Origin of the sequence: Pseudoalteromonas sp. MMG007 (genome assembly GCF_018100985.1) — a bacterium.
Classification (GTDB): domain Bacteria; phylum Pseudomonadota; class Gammaproteobacteria; order Enterobacterales; family Alteromonadaceae; genus Pseudoalteromonas.
In genome coordinates this window covers 118133-136787 of the sequence record NZ_JAGJEI010000012.1, presented here as the reverse complement: position 1 = coordinate 136787, position 18655 = coordinate 118133, and the positions used below count along the sequence as shown (strand labels likewise).

At 39.9% G+C, this 18655-nt stretch carries 18 protein-coding genes; 7 read left to right on the top strand and 11 right to left on the bottom strand.

Annotation, left to right across the window (positions count from 1 at the left end):
- The 4 genes from J8L71_RS14195 to J8L71_RS14180 all read right to left on the bottom strand — a co-directional run.
- Positions 1-823: IS110 family transposase (locus J8L71_RS14195; protein WP_211001104.1), on the bottom strand; the 823-nt coding region annotated here is incomplete at its 3' end.
- Between the two features lie 67 nt (positions 824-890).
- On the bottom strand, positions 891-1469 hold the full coding sequence (locus tag J8L71_RS14190; RefSeq protein ID WP_211001103.1) for a hypothetical protein: 579 nt from the start codon (positions 1467-1469) through the stop codon (positions 891-893).
- Between the two features lie 125 nt (positions 1470-1594).
- Positions 1595-2089, bottom strand: a complete 495-nt coding sequence (locus J8L71_RS14185; RefSeq protein WP_165742223.1) for an Imm26 family immunity protein — start codon at positions 2087-2089, stop codon at positions 1595-1597.
- A 98-nt stretch (positions 2090-2187) separates the two neighbouring features.
- Positions 2188-2856 (bottom strand): DUF4272 domain-containing protein, encoded by a 669-nt coding sequence (locus J8L71_RS14180; RefSeq protein ID WP_211001102.1) that lies wholly within the window; start codon positions 2854-2856, stop codon positions 2188-2190.
- A gap of 343 nt (positions 2857-3199) precedes the next feature.
- Between J8L71_RS14180 and J8L71_RS14175 the strand changes: the two genes are divergently transcribed.
- Positions 3200-4132, top strand: coding sequence for a ChaN family lipoprotein (locus J8L71_RS14175; protein WP_211001101.1), 933 nt, complete (start codon positions 3200-3202; stop codon positions 4130-4132).
- 66 nt (positions 4133-4198) lie between these two features.
- Here the strand turns inward: J8L71_RS14175 and J8L71_RS14170 are convergent, their stop codons facing one another.
- The 4 genes from J8L71_RS14170 to J8L71_RS14155 are packed head-to-tail and all read right to left on the bottom strand — an operon-like array spanning position 4199 to position 7558.
- Positions 4199-4918 (bottom strand): DUF2470 domain-containing protein, encoded by a 720-nt coding sequence (locus tag J8L71_RS14170; RefSeq protein ID WP_211001100.1) that lies wholly within the window; start codon positions 4916-4918, stop codon positions 4199-4201.
- Positions 4915-5703, bottom strand: coding sequence for a heme ABC transporter ATP-binding protein (locus J8L71_RS14165; protein WP_211001099.1), 789 nt, complete (start codon positions 5701-5703; stop codon positions 4915-4917). The genes J8L71_RS14170 and J8L71_RS14165 overlap by 4 nt, the downstream gene beginning before the upstream one ends.
- Before the next feature lie 2 nt (positions 5704-5705).
- Entirely contained in the window at positions 5706-6752 is a 1047-nt protein-coding gene (locus tag J8L71_RS14160; protein WP_211001098.1) for an iron ABC transporter permease, read from the bottom strand.
- Entirely contained in the window at positions 6749-7558 is an 810-nt protein-coding gene (locus tag J8L71_RS14155) for an ABC transporter substrate-binding protein (protein ID WP_211001097.1), read from the bottom strand. Before J8L71_RS14155 ends, J8L71_RS14160 begins: the two co-directional genes overlap by 4 nt.
- A gap of 140 nt (positions 7559-7698) precedes the next feature.
- Here J8L71_RS14155 and J8L71_RS14150 point away from each other — a divergent pair, with 140 nt between their 5' ends.
- Complete coding sequence (locus J8L71_RS14150; RefSeq protein WP_211001096.1) at positions 7699-9780, top strand: TonB-dependent hemoglobin/transferrin/lactoferrin family receptor; 2082 nt, start codon at positions 7699-7701, stop codon at positions 9778-9780.
- 472 nt (positions 9781-10252) lie between these two features.
- Here J8L71_RS14150 and J8L71_RS14145 read toward each other — a convergent pair whose 3' ends face one another.
- Complete coding sequence (locus J8L71_RS14145) at positions 10253-11227, bottom strand: transposase (RefSeq protein WP_211001095.1); 975 nt, start codon at positions 11225-11227, stop codon at positions 10253-10255.
- A 129-nt stretch (positions 11228-11356) separates the two neighbouring features.
- Positions 11357-12037 carry a hypothetical protein gene (locus tag J8L71_RS14140; protein WP_211001094.1) on the bottom strand — a complete coding sequence of 227 codons (681 nt, stop codon included), beginning with the start codon at positions 12035-12037 and terminating at the stop codon, positions 11357-11359.
- A 106-nt stretch (positions 12038-12143) separates the two neighbouring features.
- Between J8L71_RS14140 and J8L71_RS14135 the strand changes: the two genes are divergently transcribed.
- Positions 12144-13019, top strand: coding sequence for a LysR family transcriptional regulator (locus tag J8L71_RS14135; protein WP_211001093.1), 876 nt, complete (start codon positions 12144-12146; stop codon positions 13017-13019).
- Between the two features lie 237 nt (positions 13020-13256).
- On the opposite strand, the gene J8L71_RS14130 is transcribed toward J8L71_RS14135, so the two are convergent.
- Complete coding sequence (locus tag J8L71_RS14130) at positions 13257-15338, bottom strand: TonB-dependent siderophore receptor (RefSeq protein ID WP_211001092.1); 2082 nt, start codon at positions 15336-15338, stop codon at positions 13257-13259.
- A gap of 160 nt (positions 15339-15498) precedes the next feature.
- Between J8L71_RS14130 and J8L71_RS14125 the strand changes: the two genes are divergently transcribed.
- The 4 genes from J8L71_RS14125 (at position 15499) to J8L71_RS14110 (ending at position 18647) form a co-directional block, all read left to right on the top strand.
- The gene (locus tag J8L71_RS14125) at positions 15499-16122 is read left to right on the top strand and encodes a fused MFS/spermidine synthase (RefSeq protein ID WP_211001091.1); all 624 of its coding nucleotides are present in this window, start codon (positions 15499-15501) and stop codon (positions 16120-16122) included.
- Complete coding sequence (locus tag J8L71_RS14120; RefSeq protein WP_211001090.1) at positions 16115-16999, top strand: fused MFS/spermidine synthase; 885 nt, start codon at positions 16115-16117, stop codon at positions 16997-16999. The genes J8L71_RS14125 and J8L71_RS14120 overlap by 8 nt, the downstream gene beginning before the upstream one ends.
- A 107-nt stretch (positions 17000-17106) precedes the next feature.
- On the top strand, positions 17107-17574 hold the full coding sequence (locus tag J8L71_RS14115; RefSeq protein WP_211001089.1) for a MarR family transcriptional regulator: 468 nt from the start codon (positions 17107-17109) through the stop codon (positions 17572-17574).
- 8 nt (positions 17575-17582) lie between these two features.
- Positions 17583-18647, top strand: coding sequence for an HlyD family secretion protein (locus J8L71_RS14110; RefSeq protein WP_211001088.1), 1065 nt, complete (start codon positions 17583-17585; stop codon positions 18645-18647).
- The last annotated feature ends 8 nt before the right edge of the window (positions 18648-18655 follow it).

Below are 18655 nucleotides of genomic sequence, written 5' to 3'. Positions count from 1 at the left end.
GTGTTGTATTTCGACGCCGACTTATTCTACCTAAACTTACTTTACCACCAGAGCTGTGCTGAGTCGGTGTCAAACCTATACAAGCAGCGGCATCTTTGCCCGCTTTAAACCTGGCTAATTCACCCGACGACAAATTAATAAAAAGATGAATGGCATTCAAAATCCCAACCCCTTCTAGGCGCATTAGTTTTTTACAGCTTGGTGTTTCATCAACCCATTTAGCCAATGCTAAATCATAGGTCGCGATTGCTTCAGTTAACGTTAAATATAAATCCAATGATACTTTAAGCATTTTTCTAAATGCATCACAAAAACCATTTTCGGCATCTTCCAATGTATCTTGGATTGTACCTACAAACTGACTTATTGAGCGACCACTGCTTATATTAAATTCACGCAGTAAACCTGTGAGTTGATTTTTAAGCGCTACTTTTTGTTTAACACTGTGCTCTCTCAATTTGAGCATTGATTGCGCTTGCTGTTCATTAATTGATTTTGCAGTAATAAAGTGAACATCTGGTAACAGCGATGCTTGTAAAACAGCCAAAGCATCATTTTTATCTGTTTTTTGACTTTGACGAACAGACATAACTAATCGCGCAGATATTAGTAGAGAATTATGACCAAGTGAAGTTGCAAATTGATGCCAATAATTAGCACTCGCACAGGCCTCAAAAATAATCGTTGAAGGACTAAGCGATATCAAGTACTCACTAAATTGTTGCAGTGTCATCTCATTATTTGAGTGCACTTTATTATTTGTAGAACTACAAACTTGTATTAATTTATGAGCTAAATCGACACCAATTCTTAACTTATTCATAATTGAACTCCGAAAAATAATTTCTACTTAAGTGTAGAAGTTGGGAGTCCAATTATCTTGTTATGTGTTATTCGGAAATTGAGTTATCAATAATAAACTCAATTTTTTTAAATAAATTAACCCAGATTTGTTCTGTAAAATCAGAGTTATTTAATAGATCTAAATAGTCACTCAATTCCATTTTTAGAGCTTTTAAAAACTTAGTCGCATTAATAACCTTATCTGTTTTATTAACTAACTTACCATCTCTTCGCACTCTCCATCCATTAGTGCTTTCAGCTTGATGTAAAATTCCACAACGGATGTTTTTATAAAACTCGTAACCTAAGCCAGTAAATGAATTAAGGTGGTTAGAATTAGTAAAAAATTCCTCGAAAAGCTTTGAAGGATATATTTTCTTATTTTCATCGTCTCTCATGTCCGAAGTTTCATTCACTCCTTTCTGCATCGAGATCAAAGATTCAACCATTAGGCAAGATACAGCCATCATGGAAAATCCATGCTTGAGAGAGTTGTTTTCAAAAGGAGCTATAAACCTTTCCTCATATCTCTGTTTCAAAAATTCAATAATGCTATCTTTATCGTTCTCCGCTTTGAAAGTCGCTATATCACTTACGTATACAGCAGATGATAACTCTACACTCATTTGGGTACTCTACTTTAAGGCACATAACGCCCTGTTAATGGGCAAAATAAAGTTGGCTAAAATTAAGCGACGAAGGAGCAAAAGCCAACTGTATTTTGTCCTTGTTAAACAGTTTTTTAGGTGAATTATTCATCATCTTCATCTGGAGCTTCTGGGATTCCTAGAGCTTTGCTAATTGAATCGTCCATTGTTCGATAATTACCTAGCCCCCAGACACCTTCTAATTCGTTTTCTTCTATTTCATTACCAGCTTCATCCACATGACAACAGCTGGGAAATACTTTTAAGTAACAAGCACCATCATCGTTTTGATTCGGTTCAACAGCGATGTTTCCAATTACTGGCATATAGCCCCTAGAGAATCCGAGTTTATTTATAAATACAGGAGCAACTAACAATGGTTCTTGAATTAGATTTTTTGGAATTTCAATCTGTTCACTAATTACATTGTATATATGAATTTTGATGCAATCAGGAAAACCACCCACCTCAGAGTCTAATGTCATAATACGACCAAATATATATTTCTTTTCTGGGTACTCAAGTCGAAAAACGTCGCCAACCTTTAACCTTTTTTTGTAAGCAGTTTGACGGACTACATTAGTTTCGGGATATTCCATATTCACCTAACGCCCCATTAACGGGCAAAAAATTGTTGGCTAAAATAAGCGACGTAGGAGCAAAAGCCAACTGTTTTTTGTCCCTGTTTAATGGCTTGTTAAGTGTCGGTTGTGACATCATCCCATTCTTGCCCACAATACCCCATTAACCAATTAATAGCGTGATGTCTCTCCATAATCACACCTGAATCATATGTTTTATCTAGCGATTTACTATTTATTTGCGCATCTCGAATTTTCCAATGTGATTCGTAAATCAGTTCGTTAACATCATAGATTTCTGATTCAGAAATTAACGTTGCCGACTCAATAAATGGTATTGTACTTTCTAAATAAAAGTTACATATCGAATCTACCCGAGCTGAATCACACATAGTTGATAAATCACTGACATTTACTTCTTTACCTAAAGCCCATAGCAATATTTGCAAAGCCTCAATTCGCCAAGAAGCATTTATTATTTGGATCTCAGTTGGGGCTGTAGATAAGAAGAAAGATTTCTCTACATTACTTACAGTAGACCATAACTTTTCAGTTTGTAACCAAGTAACAACAGACTTTGCATCAGCACCATGTGCTACGGATTTTAGAGCATATAATACAATGCACCTTTTAGCGCATTCCGAAGCGCTTCGAAATTCATCTTCAATGTCATCGTCAATATCATCTTCGTCTAAAAGTGACTGAACGTGTATTAGGTCAAATTGGCAATGTTGGCAGTGCCTAATGTTTAAATCCGTTTCTTCTCCACAATTCGTGCAGAACATTAATACTCCTTGAGACACTTAACAGCTTTATCAGAGGACACTTTCCCTATTTTAGCGTGAAAACGTCCTTATTTTGTGAGCTTACATTAATAGCAAATAGTGTAAGTGATTGCCAGTTATAAATATTATGCTTTCTGTAACTCATATAAACATGTGAAAAAGGGGAAAGTATCCTCTTATTATGACTAAGCTAACGCTCATAACTGCCTATCAGTTGCACTCTACAATGCGTTATATGATCTTCATTGCTTATTTATTTTGTCCTGTTTTTGGCTGGCTTAATACGTATTATAAATATATGATATTGATAATTATTTGTATTAACGGGTTTTGAAAGGTTTGTATGAAAAAGTCTATGTTAACTCTGGCGTTAGTTATGGGTTTGGGTGGTTGTAGTACAACCACTGTGCCGCCTGTTAAAAGCTCATCGTTATATTACTCAGCACTTTATAATGCACAAGCAAAGTCTGTTAGCTCTTTATTATTAGAGCCCACGCTATTAAATGCCGATGTGGTTTTAGTAGGTGAATGGCATACACACCCGGGCGTGCATTTATTTCAGGCTGAGTTATTTGAGCAATTAAGTAGAGGCAATAAACGCACTGCCCTTTCGCTTGAGCAGTTTAGCCGTGCCGATCAGCCTATTTTAAATCAGTACGTTAAGGGTGAAATTGGCGAGCAATACTTAATTGATAACACCCAAGCGTGGCCCAATTACAAAAGCGATTATCGGGCGCTTATAGAGCTGGCTAAAGCGAGCAATAGCGATGTAATAGCTGCCAATGCGCCTAAAAATATTGTTACGTGTATTGGCAGGCAAGGGGTAAGTTATGTAAATAAGCTTGATGAAACACAGCAAAGCTACACTGCAGCCACTATTGATACATCCCCCAGTGATTATAAACAACGCTTTATGGCATCAATGCACCATGGTTCGCCCAGTCAAAATCAAAACTATTATGCAGCACAAGTTACATGGGATGAAACCATGGGGGAGTCTATTGTTAACTATTTAAATAATCATAAAGATGCGCAGGTAATGCATATAGCGGGCGATTTTCATGTAAAAAATGGCGAAGGTATAGCGCGTGTTATTAAGCGTTTAGCGCCAGAGTTAAATGTTGTTTGGATATCGCCGGTAACAAGTGTGCAAGCAAATCAAAATGGGTATCAGTTGCAGGTTAACCCTTTGCCACCTCGTTATGTGCAAAAAGAACATCAACAAGCGGCTTTTAAGGCTTTAGGCAAGCGAGGCGAGCAAACAGCTTGCTTATAAAATAACGACATAGTTGCTGAACCTCTTAACTAGGGCTCAGGTTAACTATGTCGTCATGTATTTAGTTTAGTTATTTCGGGCTTGATTGGTTAGCTCAACCAGCGCTTTACGTACCTCTAACGGGCTGTTGCACTGGGTTTTAAAGTTAATAAAGTAGTTACGCTTTTGGCTTTGTATATAAAAGCCAGTGGGTAATAGGCCGCTCATTATTGGGGTGTTATCAGCCACGTTGTAGTGCTGCATTAATATGAGCGACATAGCATCTTGATGATCGTCATTCATGTGGTTAATCATACTTTGCTGCTGGCCTTCGTCCCAGTTTTTTGCCTCGCCTTGCCATTCGTTTTGCTCAAGCCAAAATATTTTGCCAAAGCCGCCAATGTAGCGCACGCGTACTACGTCTAATTGCCATAATTGAAAGTCGTGCGCATTACGATAGCTAGCGGCTTCCGGGTATAGGGCAATATAGTTATTAAGTAAAGTGTGTGCTTGCTCACTTGGCACAATAGAGCCATCGCCTACAAGCGTTACTCGCCCGTGCTCGTTTTGATCGCCGTAGTCAGCGGCATCAAAAATAGTGAGGCTCATACGAGAGTCGTGTTTTAGATTTTTAGTATGCTGGGCTATATCGCTAATAAAAAAGTAAACACGGCCTTGTTCGTCGCACATATAAGGTGTTACTGAGCCAAACGGGTAGCCGCGTAAATTATTAGAAATAGTCGACATAACACCGGCATTGGTTTTGTAAACCAAGGTGCGTGCATCGTTTAATGCTTGCTCTCTCATAAAAACTCCTGACGTTGAGAAAAAACCATGGGTGCATCGTTATAAGGATGAGGATTTACGTGCAGTTTCATGGCGTACATTTGTTGTAAGTTTTGTTCAGTTAATACGGTGTTTATAGGCCCGCTTTGCAGCACTTTTTTGTTGTGCAGTAAAATAGCATTGGTTGCATAAAGGCTGGCCAAATTTAGATCGTGTATTGCAATAATGGCACTGTTACCTTGCTCTACAAAGGCTTTAACGCAGCTGAGCAAAGCATGTTGGTGGCGCATATCAAGTGCTGATGTAGGCTCGTCAAGCAGCATGAGTTTTGGCTCGCACGATTGTGTAAAGGCATTTAGCTGCGCTAAAGTACGCGCCATATGCACGCGTTGTTGCTCCCCGCCCGAAAGCGCACTTACGCGGCGAGTTAAATAATGGCTTAAATCCATAATTGCAGCGTATTTATGTACTTTTTCGCTTTGCATTTTTAATGACTCTACATACGGGTAGCGGCCCATTGCAATAAGCTCAAATACAGTAAAATCAAACCCTACGTGGTTTGCTTGCATCATTACTGCGCGCTGTGTGGCAAGGCGTTTTTTAGCGTGAGAGGCCAGCGGCTTGTTATTAAAAAGTACACTGCCTGTAAAGGAGTGCATACCTGCTAAGGTATGCAGCAAGGTAGATTTACCCGCGCCATTTTCACCAAGTAGTGCAACAAGTTGCCCTTGTTTAGCACTGCCATTAATGGTGTTTAAAACGGTATGGTTGCCAAAGCCAATAGTTAAGTTGTTAAACGCGATCATGATCACCCTCGCTTATTTTTAACAATTAAATAAATAAACAATGGCGCACCCAATAACGCAGTAATAATGCCAATAGGTAGCTCGGCTGGCATGATCACAATGCGTGCTAGCCAGTCAGAAAGTAGCAATACCACCACGCCAATTAACATACAAAGCGGCAGCATATTACGTAAATGTGGCCCCACCATTAAGCGAGCAATATGCGGGACTACTAAACCAACAAACCCTATTAAACCAGTAAGCGCTACAACTGCACCTACTCCTAATGCAACGAGTATAATTACATATAATTTAAGTTTATTAGTGTCTACTCCTAGGTACTGAGCTTGTGACTCGCCAATAAGAAGTAAGTTCATTGGTTCTTTTAATCGCCAAAGGCCAACAAGGCTAATAAGCAGTAAAGGCGCAGCTTGAATAATTGTGCCCCAGCTTGCTCCGCCTAATGAGCCCATGGTCCAGTAATTTATTAATCGTAATGCACTGTCGTCGGCAAAAAAGCTCAGTAGCCCAATAACCGCAAAGGCCAATGCGTTAATAGCCACCCCCACTAATATAAGTGTGGTGATATTAATTTGCCCTTGTTGCTTGGCAATAAAATATACCAGCGAGGTTACACCAAGCGCTCCTAAAAACGAGGCATAAGGTAAATACAGCTGAGCGTTAAAATTAAACTGAGCGCTAAGTGCTATAAACGCCACAGCAACCATAGCTGCACCTGCACTAATGCCAATAATAGATGGGTCGGCCAATGGGTTGCGGCACAGCGCTTGCGTTGACGTGCCTGTTTGGGCAAGCACCAACCCTACAAACACAGCAAGCATAAAACGTGGCAAACGTATTTGCATAACCACGTTAATTTGCAGCGCATCAAACTGATTAAAGTACTCGGGCGAAAGCCAAGCAATGGCTAAACGCCAATCCCATCCGGCAGGCCCGTACCCTATACTCAGTAGCGCCAAAGCAAAAATACAAACAGAGGCTAATAGCATCCATTTATGGGGTTGGCTAAGTGTTATGGGCACAAAGCGGCTTAACGTTAGGGTGTTCATAAGTGGGCTTTGTACTCGCTAAGCTCATTAATTGCTGTGGCAATACGTGGCGACATGCCAAGCGAAAGCAAGCTATCCATTACAAGTAAGTTACAGCTTTGCGCGGCTTTTAATAAGCGTAGGTTCGGTTGCTTACAAAAAGCCTGCTTACCGCCAAGGCTGTGTACAACGTGGGCTGGGGCGACTAAAAAGTCGGGCTGGTTTACAGCAAGCACCTCAGTGTTAATTGCTTTAAAGCCCGAATGCGTAGCACCTATATTGGTAATGCCTGCATAGCTAAATAGTAAATTAGGCACGGTTTCTTGCCCTGCAGCAACAAGCCCGCGCTCATTAGCGGAGAGTAAAAATAGCGCACTGTGCGTTTGCGTTTTTGCTTTTACAGGCAGTGAGTTTGTAATTTTAGTAATAAGTGTTTGTGCTTTTTGCTTGGCATTTAAATCGTCACCAAGGTGTTTTATTAGCGCAAGTAGCTCGTTAACAGAAGTAGGCTTTTTATAATGAATTACGTTAACCCCTGTTGCCTCAATTTGTTTAAGTGCTTGGCTTCGCCCTGTGCCTTCAAGTGCTAGCAAAGTAGTTGGGCGCATAGAAAGCACGCCTTCTGCCGCTAAATCGCGGTAATACCCCACTTGCGGTAATTGCGTAGCTTGCTGCGGGTACATGCTAGATTGATCAACCGCTACAAGGGTATTTTGTTTACCCAACGCGTAAATTATTTCAGTAAGGGTGCCGCCCGCGCTAATAACGCGCTCCTGTGCAAGTGCAGGTTGGGCGACTAAAGCAAACAATATAAATAGGTATTTCATTCCAAACTCCGGCTTTTATTTTTCGGCTATTATAACTAGTTAAATCTAAATGAAAATGATTATCATAATTAATTGATCTTAATTTGACTTAGTTGTAACATCCCCGTCATAAATAATAACTATTATCATTTGGAGTTAAAATGAATCCCTCTGCATTTAAATTTACTGCTATAGCAACCTTACTACTTGGCTCGGGCACTGCATTTGCCGAAAACATAATTGACGATCATATTGTTGTGAGCGGCTCACGCTTCGAGCAAAAGCTTGAAGATGTTACAGGCTCAGTGACGGTTATTACCGAGCAAGACATAGAGCGCCAGCTAGCTGTAGATTTACAAACTATGTTTAAATACGATTCAAGCATTGCAACCACTGGCAGTGGCGCAGGCGCGCAAACACTTACTGTACGTGGTGTTGGTGGTAACCGTGTTGTATTTATAAAAGATGGCCGACGCACTAACGATGGCTACGCAGGTGGAGGGGGTTATTTAGTTGGCCGCAATTATTTTGATGTAGCAGGTGTAAAACAAGTCGAAGTCGCCAAAGGTGCTGCATCGTCTTTATATGGCTCTGACGCACTCGGCGGCATTGTGGTTATAACCACAAAAGATCCTAGCGATTATTTAAAAGATAACGACAGCTTTGTAAAAATGGCACTGGGGTATCAAGGTCAAAACAACCAAATTGCTGCCGATATTACCGCTGCAAAAGACTTAGGCGATTTTGCAGTAAGCGCTGTGTATAGCCACCGCGACAGCGAAGAAGTACAAAATTATGACGAAAACTTACCCGGTTATGATGCGAAATCAGACGCTTTATTAGTTAAATTTGAGCAACAGCTTGATGAAAAGCGCACACTTAAATACACCCTCGATTACTTTAACCAAACAACTGAGCAAGTTATTACTCCTGCCGTTCAAGAAACCGAAGAAGACGACACTAACTGGTCGTTGGCGCTAGATTACCATTCAGAAGTAGCAACTGCTGCGTTTGATAAATGGCACGGGCAAGTGTCTTATAGCAGTTACGAGCAGCAAAGCGATCAAATTAGTGGTGCAAGCACCTACACCGATTATAACGACTATCGTTTTGAGCAAAATATTTTAGGTTTAAAAGCGGTATTTAATAAAGGACTTAAAGGAGAAACCACCGATCACGAAGTGGTATACGGGGTTGATATAGACTTATACGACACCACTCGCCCACGTTTTAAAACACGTATTTTAGCCGATGGCACAGTTGATTTTACCGATCAAGAACAAAAAGCATTCCCGGGGGCAGATACCTCTTTGATTGGTGCCTACGTACAAGATAGTATTTCGTTTAATAACAGTGCGTGGTCGGTTATTGCAGGTGTGCGATATGATTACTACACCCTAGAGGCTAAAAGTGATGAGCTATACGCCGATGCACAGCTTGATGATATTACCGAATCTGCCTTTTCGCCTAAGCTAGGTGTTATTTACCAAGTGGATGATAACTTATCGTGGTACGGGCAATACGTACGAGGTTTTAAAATACCGCCGCACGACCAAGCCTATCAAAGCCACGGTGTTGAACCGTTTTATCAAATATTACCAAACGCCGACTTAGACCCAGAAAGCAGCGACTCATTTGAGCTTGGGCTTAGATACGCAAGCAGCGATATTAGCGTAAATTTAAGTGCTTTTTATGCAGCCTACGATGACTTTATAGAAACGGCTGTAGTGGGTGTTGAGCCAACATTTATTCCTGGCGTAAACAAAACGCTGTATCAATATCAAAATATTAGCGAAACGCAAATAAGCGGTGTGGAAGCAGGAATTGCCATGTATGTCGCTGAAAATATACTACTAGAGGCAAATGTGGCCTACGTTGATGGTAAAAACAAGGAAACAGATCAACCACTTACCAGCATTAGCCCTTTAAACGGCTCTGTATTGTTAACCACAGAGCAGGGTAATATTAATTGGACTGCTGCATGGCGTTTAGCTAAATCGCAATCGGATGTGGTGCTTGATGCAAACGGCGATAAAACCACACAAGGGCATGGCTATGGCGTTGTTGATTTATACGCAAATTACGAGTGGCAAGCGTGGCAGCTAAATGTAGGGGTACTTAACTTGCTTGATAAAGAATATGTACCCTTTGAGCTAATTGCAGGGCAATCACAAGGCGCTGATTTTAGCCAATACACCCAACCTGGGCGTAACTTTTCAGCCAAAATAAGCTATGAGTTTTAATTAGCGTTTAACGCATTACATGCCAACAAGCGCTGTATGCTGCATGAAGCCGCAGCGTTTGTTGCTTAATTTTAAGATGACACCCATTTTAATTTTTCACGGTATTGATTGGGTTATCGGCATAATTTATAAACTTAACATGGCACTCATATTGATTTTAAGTAAAAGCGGGTTAGTAGATAAAGGTATATTTGTACTGGCAGCGCTTTAAGGCTCTTCAATAAAGTAAGGTTTAGATTATTTAAGATGACACCCAATTTAAATATTTATTTCAATTATAATGACACCCACCTCAATTTTTGAATCAATTGGCTTAATCAACTAGCCAATTTTAAAAACTCATAAACTAATGGCTTATTTAAAGGCATTTACGCCGGTTATTTTAAAAATGTGTTGTTATGTATGTGGTTTGCTAAATTAAGGGCATGCTTAAACCTGCAGCTAGGCAGTTTTAAAACTATTAAGGAGGTTTTTAGGCTAGTAGCTTCTTACAATTACTAAAATTTACTCGTCGTTTTTTATTTAAATGCTCGCAGTAACTTACATGTGATTGCGGTTTACCTACGGCGCCGTGAAATACGCGGGTAAAGTCAGTAGTGAGTTTTAACCAATTTTCTGGTGATATGTTTACTCTTTCTAATAAAGGGAGCTGAGTGTTTTCAATACAGCCTGGTTTATCATCGCGAATAATACGCCCTGTGAGCTCAACTAATTCAAGGTAATACTTAAGCTCAAACGGTAAACCTTTTGGCATAAATTTACGGGGGTTACCTGCAAATTTTAAAAGTTGTTTGGGCTGCTTTGCATTTTCTGCACTCTTAATTCGCTTCTGCACACTGGTAAAGTTAGAGTCTTCAGGGGTATCAGCTACTTTTGCTCTAATTGGGTTTAAATCAACGTAAGCCATACAAGCTGCAAGGGCTGCTTCATCAAGAATTGCTTGTGATTTAAACCGACCTTCCCAAAACCGGCCAGTGCATTTATCTTCTTTATTAGCTTTTCGAGCAACATGTTCGTTTAAAACGCGCATAAACCAGCTAATGCTAGATAACCTTTCTCTGTATTGAATAATAGTTTGGCTTAAAAAGTATCGTTCAGTATTGCTAAGCTCCTCACCTTGTAAAAATTTTTGTGTAAGTGGTGTGCCTTTACATAGCTTATGCCAGCGTAGCACTATGGCTTTGTCATTTAACCTATTTGCTTTTTTATCATCAACATAAAGTACAATATGCGTATGGTTGCTCATAACTGCGTAAGCACATATATCAATACAAAATATTTTAGCGAGACTAAATAGCTTTTGCTCTACCCAGCCTCTTCGGTGTTCGTAAGATTTGCCTGTTAATAAATCCTCGCCGCATAAGTAAGCATGGCGTACACAGCGCGAAATACAGTGATAGTATTTTGTATCGGCCAAACTTATTTGGCGTTTTCTTGCAATAGCCATGTAGCACCTGTTTGTTTATTGAGCTAAATAAATCTTAGTTGCTAAATAACTAAAGTACAAAAGTAACGGTGGGTGTCACTGTAAAATTTTAAATCTTCATCATCTTAAACTTACTAAAAAAGTTACACTTTATAAAACTGTAAAGTCTCGGGTTTCTAAATAACTCGGTGCATTTTTAAAACAAGCCTTTAGCTTACTCTTAAGTGCAGTATTTATCGCAGTATCACACTTTAACTCTCCGTTATATTTACCATTACTCAGAGGTATTAGGCTTAACGAGTCATAGCTTGGCTTGCTTTGTATTTTATGAATTACCAAGCCTTGCGTTGCTGAAACCTTTATTAAATCAAACTCTGCTTTTTTGGGTTTAGTTATAGCGAGCTTTTTTACATATAACGGATTTTTGAAAGTTAGTTTTGTTGAAAACAGTGCGTATCCTCCACGCTCAAAATGACCATTAAACACAGTCGTTTTTAATGTGGGTGTCATCTTATTTATTAATAAGCTCAAATCAAATTTAGTTGGTAAAATAGTGATCTGAGCTTGCTTTTTAACTGATTCATTTAGTGCATTTTTGATAATTTTAAGATGGGTGTCATCTGTTGTTACTTCATACACTATTTGGTAGTTGTGTGGTGGGGCGTATAAAGGCATGTGGCTAGCTAGTACTTTATCGCCAGCCAATATTAGTGCCATACCATGAAATCCCTCGTAGCTGTGGGTTCTGTCTGTGTTGTGCGTATTGTGTTGATGTGTATTTGCAAGTGCTGTGCTCGACAATAAAATAAAAAGTAGCAGTATGTGTTTCATGTTAATGCTCAAAAATAAATATAGCGCTACTATAAGCTGGTTTTTATGTATAAATAATCGATAATAAGTAACTTGTTGTTTCCTTTTAATCAATACGGCTTGGCGCATGCACATAGATGACATTGAAAAAGTAATACATATGGCGGGTTCGCAAAATCTGCATACAACCGCTAAGCATTTTAATATTACCCCAGGAGCGCTGTCTAAAACGCTAAAAAAGGTTGAGGCAAACTTAGCCACAGAGCTGTTTAACCGTGTGGGTAAAACCTTAGTACTTAATGATAAAGGCAAAGAATTTGTTAAGCACAGTAGCGATTTAGTTCATAATTACCAGCAGCTTACTAGCCGTTTTAAAAGTGATAATCATAAATTTAATGCGGTTATTGCAGGCCCTGCCATTTTACTTAAAAGTGGCCTTAAAAAGCTGCTTACACCTCTTAGCCAACTACCCTGCTCGGTGCGTATTAATAATGTGTTTGAAGGTGAAGCCATAAGCCAAGTTGCGTCTGGCTCGGCGCATATTGCGCTAGTAACTCGCGAGGCACTAAATAATAGCTCACATACTAATTTAGTGGCAGTTGATATATTTAGTACTGGGTTTAGTGTGGCAGCACATGCTTCGCATCAGCTAGTTCAAAAAGGTGCATTAACGCTTAATAAAAAACAATTACTGCAGGCGGCTTTTGCATGCCCTTTGTTTTCGCCGTTATGCGGCTTAGAGCAAGGTATAGGCTCCGACGGCTGGCAAGATGAAATAGCCCCGCGCAATATTGTATTTAGATGTAGCGACTACAGTGCATTAATAGAGGTTGTGCAAAGTGGCTTGGCGTTAGCATATTTACCTAACTTTGTGATTGACGATTTAGGGCTTACAAAATTAACTGTAAAGGGGGTTAACAGTCACTATAGTGAAAGCATTGTAATGATATACAAACCATCAAAGGCCGATGGTTGGCTTAATAAACTTATGCATTCTTTATAAAAAAGGACTAAAAAAAATAAAGCGCCTTAACCACTACACTAAGACGCTTTAGGATGAAAACTGGTTTATACCAATCCGTAATAATACTTAATCATTTTGCGGGGCTAAACGTGTCACTATCTGCGTTAAAAAATTCTCATTTAGAGCAACTAAATAGCGAATTTTTTGCCTAGCTGTTAACACGTTTTTCCAGCCTCAAAATAGATCACTTAATTAAGCGAATTGGTATTATTTTTATTAAAAATTATAAGCTAACGACATTTTAAATTGAGTTGGCGCACCTGGGTACACCCATAAAGCGTTGTAGCTACTTTCTGCGTAATCTTCATCAAAAATGTTATTAACACTGATATTAAGTTCGGTTTGCTCGGTTAAATTAACTTGTCCAAACACGCCTACTAATTGATAGCTAGGTAGCCTAAAACTTAAATCGGCGGCATCACCTAAACGGCTACTGGTGTATTGGTAACTAGCACCAAATTCAAGCTCTTTGCCCATTAACGCCGTTTGGTGGCTAAGCGTAAGGTTTAGGTTGTTTTTTGGTACATTTACCAGGGGACTGCCTTTTTCAATTGGTACGCCCCAATCGGCATTAATAATATCGTTTGCGGTGGTGGCATCTATATATGCGTACGATAAGTTAAACGCGGTTGCATCAGTAATATAGGTGTTTAAATCAAGCTCAAAACCTTTACTATCGGCTTTACCAATAGGCGCTGAAAAACCAATGTTTACAGGGTCTGCCACTAACATATTACTTTTAGACGCATCAAAAAATGCCACAGTACCGTTTACGCCTAAGTATTCAAACTTAGCGCCAACTTCAAACGAATCGCTGTATTCAAAACCAAATGGGTCGCCGCTTGCATCAGTACCGCTCAGTGGCAAAAAGCCTTCTGAGTAACTGCTGTAAAAGGTGAGTGCGTTATTTAGCTCGTACACTACACCAACACGAGGACTTACTTGGCTTTCAGAGCTTGTTGAAAACACGCCGCTGTTGGTTTCTAAAATGTCTTGATCAACACTGTCAAATCTTAGGCCAATTAATAGCTTAAATTTATCGGTAATATCCATTTGGTCTTGAACATAAATGCCGTATGCGTTTTGCTCTTCGTCGTTTTCGTAAAGCAGGCTTACTTCTGGGCGCTCAACATCGTAATTTGGCTCAAAAATATCAACAGTATAAGTACCATTACCGCCACGGTAGCGTGAAAGCGCTGTACGTAAATCGTATTTATATGCATCTGCGCCTATTAATAAGTGATGCGTAATGCCTGCTGTATCTAAACTTCCGCTAACTTCAAACTTAACGCTTGTGTCTTCTACTTCGTAGTCGCGATAGCGCTGCTGTCGGGTAAGCGTGCGACCATCGTCAAATAACGATTGGCGCGATGGCGGAAGCTCAGCATCCGACGAAAACCCCGTTAACGTGGAGCTACGATAGTTTGCACCTACAACTAACGACCATTCATCGGTAATATCATGATTTAACGTAATTTGATGACCGCGCGAATACACCTGCGTGTCGCCATCGTTTGGGTTACCTAAATAGCGTGAGCTTGGTACAGTGTCAAAATCGTTATCAAGTACTACAACACCACGGTCAAATAACTGAGCTAAATCTACGTATTCAAACTCATACGTTACACTGGTCGATGCGTTTATTTGATGATAAATAGACGGCGTAATTACCTTTTTATTGGTGTACACCTCATCGCGGTAGCTGTCGCTATCTTGCCACGCGCCATTTATTCTAAATGCCGTGGTGTCGTTAATGCCGTTTGTGTAATCGCCTTCAACACGGTTAAAGCTATCGCTGCCTAGGCTTAATTTTAGCTCACCTTGAGAATCAAACTGTGGTTTTTTGGTTACAATATTTACAGTACCACCGGGCTCCGAGCGCCCATAAAGTGCTGAGCCTGGGCCTTTTAATACTTCTATATATTCAATGTTTGATACATCGCGTGGGCCGCTAAAACCACGTCCACCGCTAAAGCCATTAATTAAATAGCCCGATGGCATGTTTTCGTTACCTGAAAGCCCACGAATCGAAAAGCTATCCCATAATGCGCCACTGTTATTTTTTCGCGAAATACTCGCCGAAAAATCAAGCGCGTCTTGTAATTCGGTAATGCCTTTTTGATCAAGCGCGGCGCTGCTAACACTTACAATAGACTGCGGCATTTGTTTTTGAGGAATGTCGCCACGGTATGCTTGTTTATAAGTAACCGATATTTTTTCAATTTCGTCGGTTTGCTCTTGTGCAAGTGTTTGCGCACTAATGCCTAAACAGGCTAAGTAAATTAAAGAGTACTTCATGATTGATAATAGAGAATAAACAAATGTGATATTATAACGATAAGTTTAGCATGTGTTACTTTATAACAAAAAGACTTTTTTGAATTTAAAAATTGCATTAGCAGCTTTGTATACATCACGTTAGTATGGTGTTCTATTTAGGTTACTTAACGAAAATTATATGAGCATAAAAACAAACGCATTAATTTACTTTTTAGCCTTCTGCAGTGGTTTTTGCATTATGGGTATTGAGCTTTTAGGTGGGCGTATTTTAGCGCCCTATTTTGGCAGTAGCGTACATATTTGGGGCAGTATAATTACCGTATTTATGCTTAGCCTTTCTTTTGGTTATTTGCTCGGCGGTAAGCTCAGTACAAAAAATGCATCGCTTACTAAATACGGCTTAATATTTTTAGTTGCGAGTATAATGGTGGTGCCTATCACACTGTTTTCACAGCCTATAATGGAGTTTATTTTTACCCATATTGAAGATAGTCGCTATGGCTCTTTGCTAGCCTCTACGGCTTTGTTTTTTATTCCCACCATAATTTTAGGCATGATCTCACCTTATTCTGTTCGTTTATTAGTAACCGACAACGAAAAAAGCGGCCAAGTTGCGGGTATTTTATATTTTGTAAGCACGCTTGGTAGTGCGCTTGGTACTATTATTACCTCGTTTTACTTTGTACTGGCGTTCGACGTAAACACCATAATTAGCGCATTTGCTTCTACGCTTGGGTTACTTGGCGTACTTGCAATTGTTATTAATAGCTTGGCAGGTAATAAGGAGTTGGCTCATGCTTAAATATTTACTTTTGGCTTTAAGTGTATTTTCGGCTGTAGCAACGGGCGAGGTCATTCATGAGGAGCGCTCTTTATATCGCAATATTATTGTTGATGAAACTCGTGACCTACGCTGCCTAAAATTTAACACCAAAAGCAGCCAAACAAGCCAAAGTTGTATGTATAAAAATGACCCTGACAAACTCGTTTTTAATTATACCAAGCTTACGTTTGCCAGCCTTTTAGTAACACAAAATCCTAAAAACGTACTGGTTATAGGCTTAGGTGGCGGCACGCTTTCTAATGTTATTCATGAGCTTTACCCTGCCGCTAAAATTCATAATGTTGAAATAGACCCAGCCGTTTTAAAAGTAGCCCGCGATTACTTTAACTTTATAGAAACCGACAACGTTACATCAAGCGTGCAAGATGGGCGTATATTTATAAAACGCGCGGCTATTAAAAAGCAAAAGTACGACTGGATCATTCTGGATGCATTCAACGGCGACTACATTCCTGAGCATTTGCTTACTAAAGAATTTTTTGAAGAAGTACAAAGCGTATTGGCCGATGGCGGTGTTATTGCAGCTAATACGTTTTCGAGCAGCAAGTTATACGAGCACGAGTCGGCAACATACCACAGCGTATTTGGTGACTTTATTAACGTAAGCCGCCCTAATCGCAGTAACCGTATTATTTTAGCGGGCATTAAAACTATGCCAACGCAGGCGCAACTTAACGAGCGTATTAGCGCTCTTGGACCACGTTTAAAAAAATACGATGTAGATATAAAAGCAATAAGCACCTATATGCAAAGCACCAAAAACAACCAAGACTGGCCAGCTAACACCAAAATACTGACCGACCAATACTCTCCAGCTAACCTCCTTAACTTTTAATGTTTATTAAGTCCCAATAAGGGGCTTTTTTGCGGCATACCTCTATATTTACTTAGCACGCTAACTAATGTTAAAATACTTAGCATGCTAAGTATTTTAATGTGGTTATGACTACTCAAACTCCTTTTCACGAAACACTCGATTTAACCATTATCGGCAATATGGGCCGTGTTCATCGGTTATGCCGTGAAGCTGTTACCCTAGCCGTTGAGCCTTTAGGACTTACGCAATCACGTTGGACAGCCTTAATGCACATAGATATGCGCGGCGAAGGGTTAACTCAACTTGAGCTTGCTAACAGCTTAGGTATAGAAATGCCTTCTCTCACTCGTACTTTAAAACAATTAGAAGATCAGCTTTTAATCACCCGCAAAATAGATGAGCACGATAAGCGCAGTAAAAAAATTTACTTTACTGAGCAAGGCGGCACTATTTTGCATTCTTTGTTGGAGACAGTTAGCGACATAAAAAAACAGTTATACAGCGATTTATCTACTGAGGAGCTAGATGCCATGGCATTGTGTTTACTCAAAATGGAACAAAATGCGCTCAAATGTATTGAAGTAAATAAGTAAGGTTAAAAATGACTCCCGATCAAAAATTTGCACGCTATGTGAGGTTTTCTCTCATAGGGTTTATTTTCGTATTTATCTATTATTTAGTGGCAGATATGGTTTTACCTGTTACGCCTCAAGCGCGTGTTTATCATCCTGTTGTGCAAATATCTCCACAAATTAGTGGCCGCGTTACTAGTGTAGAAGTGAGTAATAACCAAACGGTTAAAGCGGGCGATGTATTATTTAGCCTCGACCAAGATCCATATATTTTAGCGAAAGAACAAGCCCAGTTAGCACTGGACGATGCAAAGCTACAAAATAAGCGTTTAGACACCAATGTAAAAGCACTGGAGGCACAAATAAATGCAGCAAAAGCTAAACAACACGAACAAGCGTTGCTTAAAAGCCGTGGCGAAAAGCTGTTTAAGCAAAAGTCTATATCGGAGCAAGAGCTTGAAAGCATTCGTGCAAATTTTCAAGCGAGTAAGTCAAATGTTGCAGCGCTTGAAGCACAATTAGCTGAGGCTATGTTAGCTCGTGGTGAAAGTGGCTCACAAAACTTAGCCATGCGTCATGGCGCCAACCAATTAGCACAAGCTGAGCTTAATTTATCGTACACACAGGTGCGTGCTTTAAGTGATGGCACCGTTGCTAATTTGCAGCTGCTCGATGGTGCTTACGCTTTAGCTGGGCAACCTTTATTAGCTATTGTTGCTAAAAAAGCTGATTTAGTTGCCGACTTTAGAGAAAAGTCACTTTCAAATATGAAACCGGGTTCTAAGGCTCTGGTGGTATTTGATAGCCGCCCTGGTGAAGTTTACGAGGCAATACTTGATACGTTTGAAGCGGGTGTAAGTAGCGGGCAGCTAAGTGCCAATGGCTTATTAAGTACCACCGAAACCAGTAATCGCTGGGTACGTGATGCACAGCGTCAACGAATTCATTTGAAGCTTACAGATCATCAAGATTTAATCGCTAATATGCCCAGTGGTTCTCGTGCAACAGTGCAATTATTGCCGCAGTCGAGTATTGGGCAATGGTTTGGTTCAATACAAATAAGGCTTATTAGCTGGCTACATTATATTTATTAAGGAGGCCT

What these genes read in the sequence shown, in the direction of transcription:
- J8L71_RS14190 (WP_211001103.1), bottom strand. Translation starts at nt 1,469, where the DNA reads ATGAGTGTAGAGTTATCATCTGCTGTATACGTAAGTGATATAGCGACT.
- J8L71_RS14185 (WP_165742223.1), bottom strand. Translation starts at nt 2,089, where the DNA reads ATGGAATATCCCGAAACTAATGTAGTCCGTCAAACTGCTTACAAAAAA.
- J8L71_RS14180 (WP_211001102.1), bottom strand. Translation starts at nt 2,856, where the DNA reads ATGTTCTGCACGAATTGTGGAGAAGAAACGGATTTAAACATTAGGCAC.
- J8L71_RS14175 (WP_211001101.1), top strand. Translation starts at nt 3,200, where the DNA reads ATGAAAAAGTCTATGTTAACTCTGGCGTTAGTTATGGGTTTGGGTGGT.
- J8L71_RS14170 (WP_211001100.1), bottom strand. Translation starts at nt 4,918, where the DNA reads ATGAGAGAGCAAGCATTAAACGATGCACGCACCTTGGTTTACAAAACC.
- J8L71_RS14165 (WP_211001099.1), bottom strand. Translation starts at nt 5,703, where the DNA reads ATGATCGCGTTTAACAACTTAACTATTGGCTTTGGCAACCATACCGTT.
- J8L71_RS14160 (WP_211001098.1), bottom strand. Translation starts at nt 6,752, where the DNA reads ATGAACACCCTAACGTTAAGCCGCTTTGTGCCCATAACACTTAGCCAA.
- J8L71_RS14155 (WP_211001097.1), bottom strand. Translation starts at nt 7,558, where the DNA reads ATGAAATACCTATTTATATTGTTTGCTTTAGTCGCCCAACCTGCACTT.
- J8L71_RS14150 (WP_211001096.1), top strand. Translation starts at nt 7,699, where the DNA reads ATGAATCCCTCTGCATTTAAATTTACTGCTATAGCAACCTTACTACTT.
- J8L71_RS14145 (WP_211001095.1), bottom strand. Translation starts at nt 11,227, where the DNA reads ATGGCTATTGCAAGAAAACGCCAAATAAGTTTGGCCGATACAAAATAC.
- J8L71_RS14140 (WP_211001094.1), bottom strand. Translation starts at nt 12,037, where the DNA reads ATGAAACACATACTGCTACTTTTTATTTTATTGTCGAGCACAGCACTT.
- J8L71_RS14135 (WP_211001093.1), top strand. Translation starts at nt 12,144, where the DNA reads ATGCACATAGATGACATTGAAAAAGTAATACATATGGCGGGTTCGCAA.
- J8L71_RS14130 (WP_211001092.1), bottom strand. Translation starts at nt 15,338, where the DNA reads ATGAAGTACTCTTTAATTTACTTAGCCTGTTTAGGCATTAGTGCGCAA.
- J8L71_RS14125 (WP_211001091.1), top strand. Translation starts at nt 15,499, where the DNA reads ATGAGCATAAAAACAAACGCATTAATTTACTTTTTAGCCTTCTGCAGT.
- J8L71_RS14120 (WP_211001090.1), top strand. Translation starts at nt 16,115, where the DNA reads ATGCTTAAATATTTACTTTTGGCTTTAAGTGTATTTTCGGCTGTAGCA.
- J8L71_RS14115 (WP_211001089.1), top strand. Translation starts at nt 17,107, where the DNA reads ATGACTACTCAAACTCCTTTTCACGAAACACTCGATTTAACCATTATC.
- J8L71_RS14110 (WP_211001088.1), top strand. Translation starts at nt 17,583, where the DNA reads ATGACTCCCGATCAAAAATTTGCACGCTATGTGAGGTTTTCTCTCATA.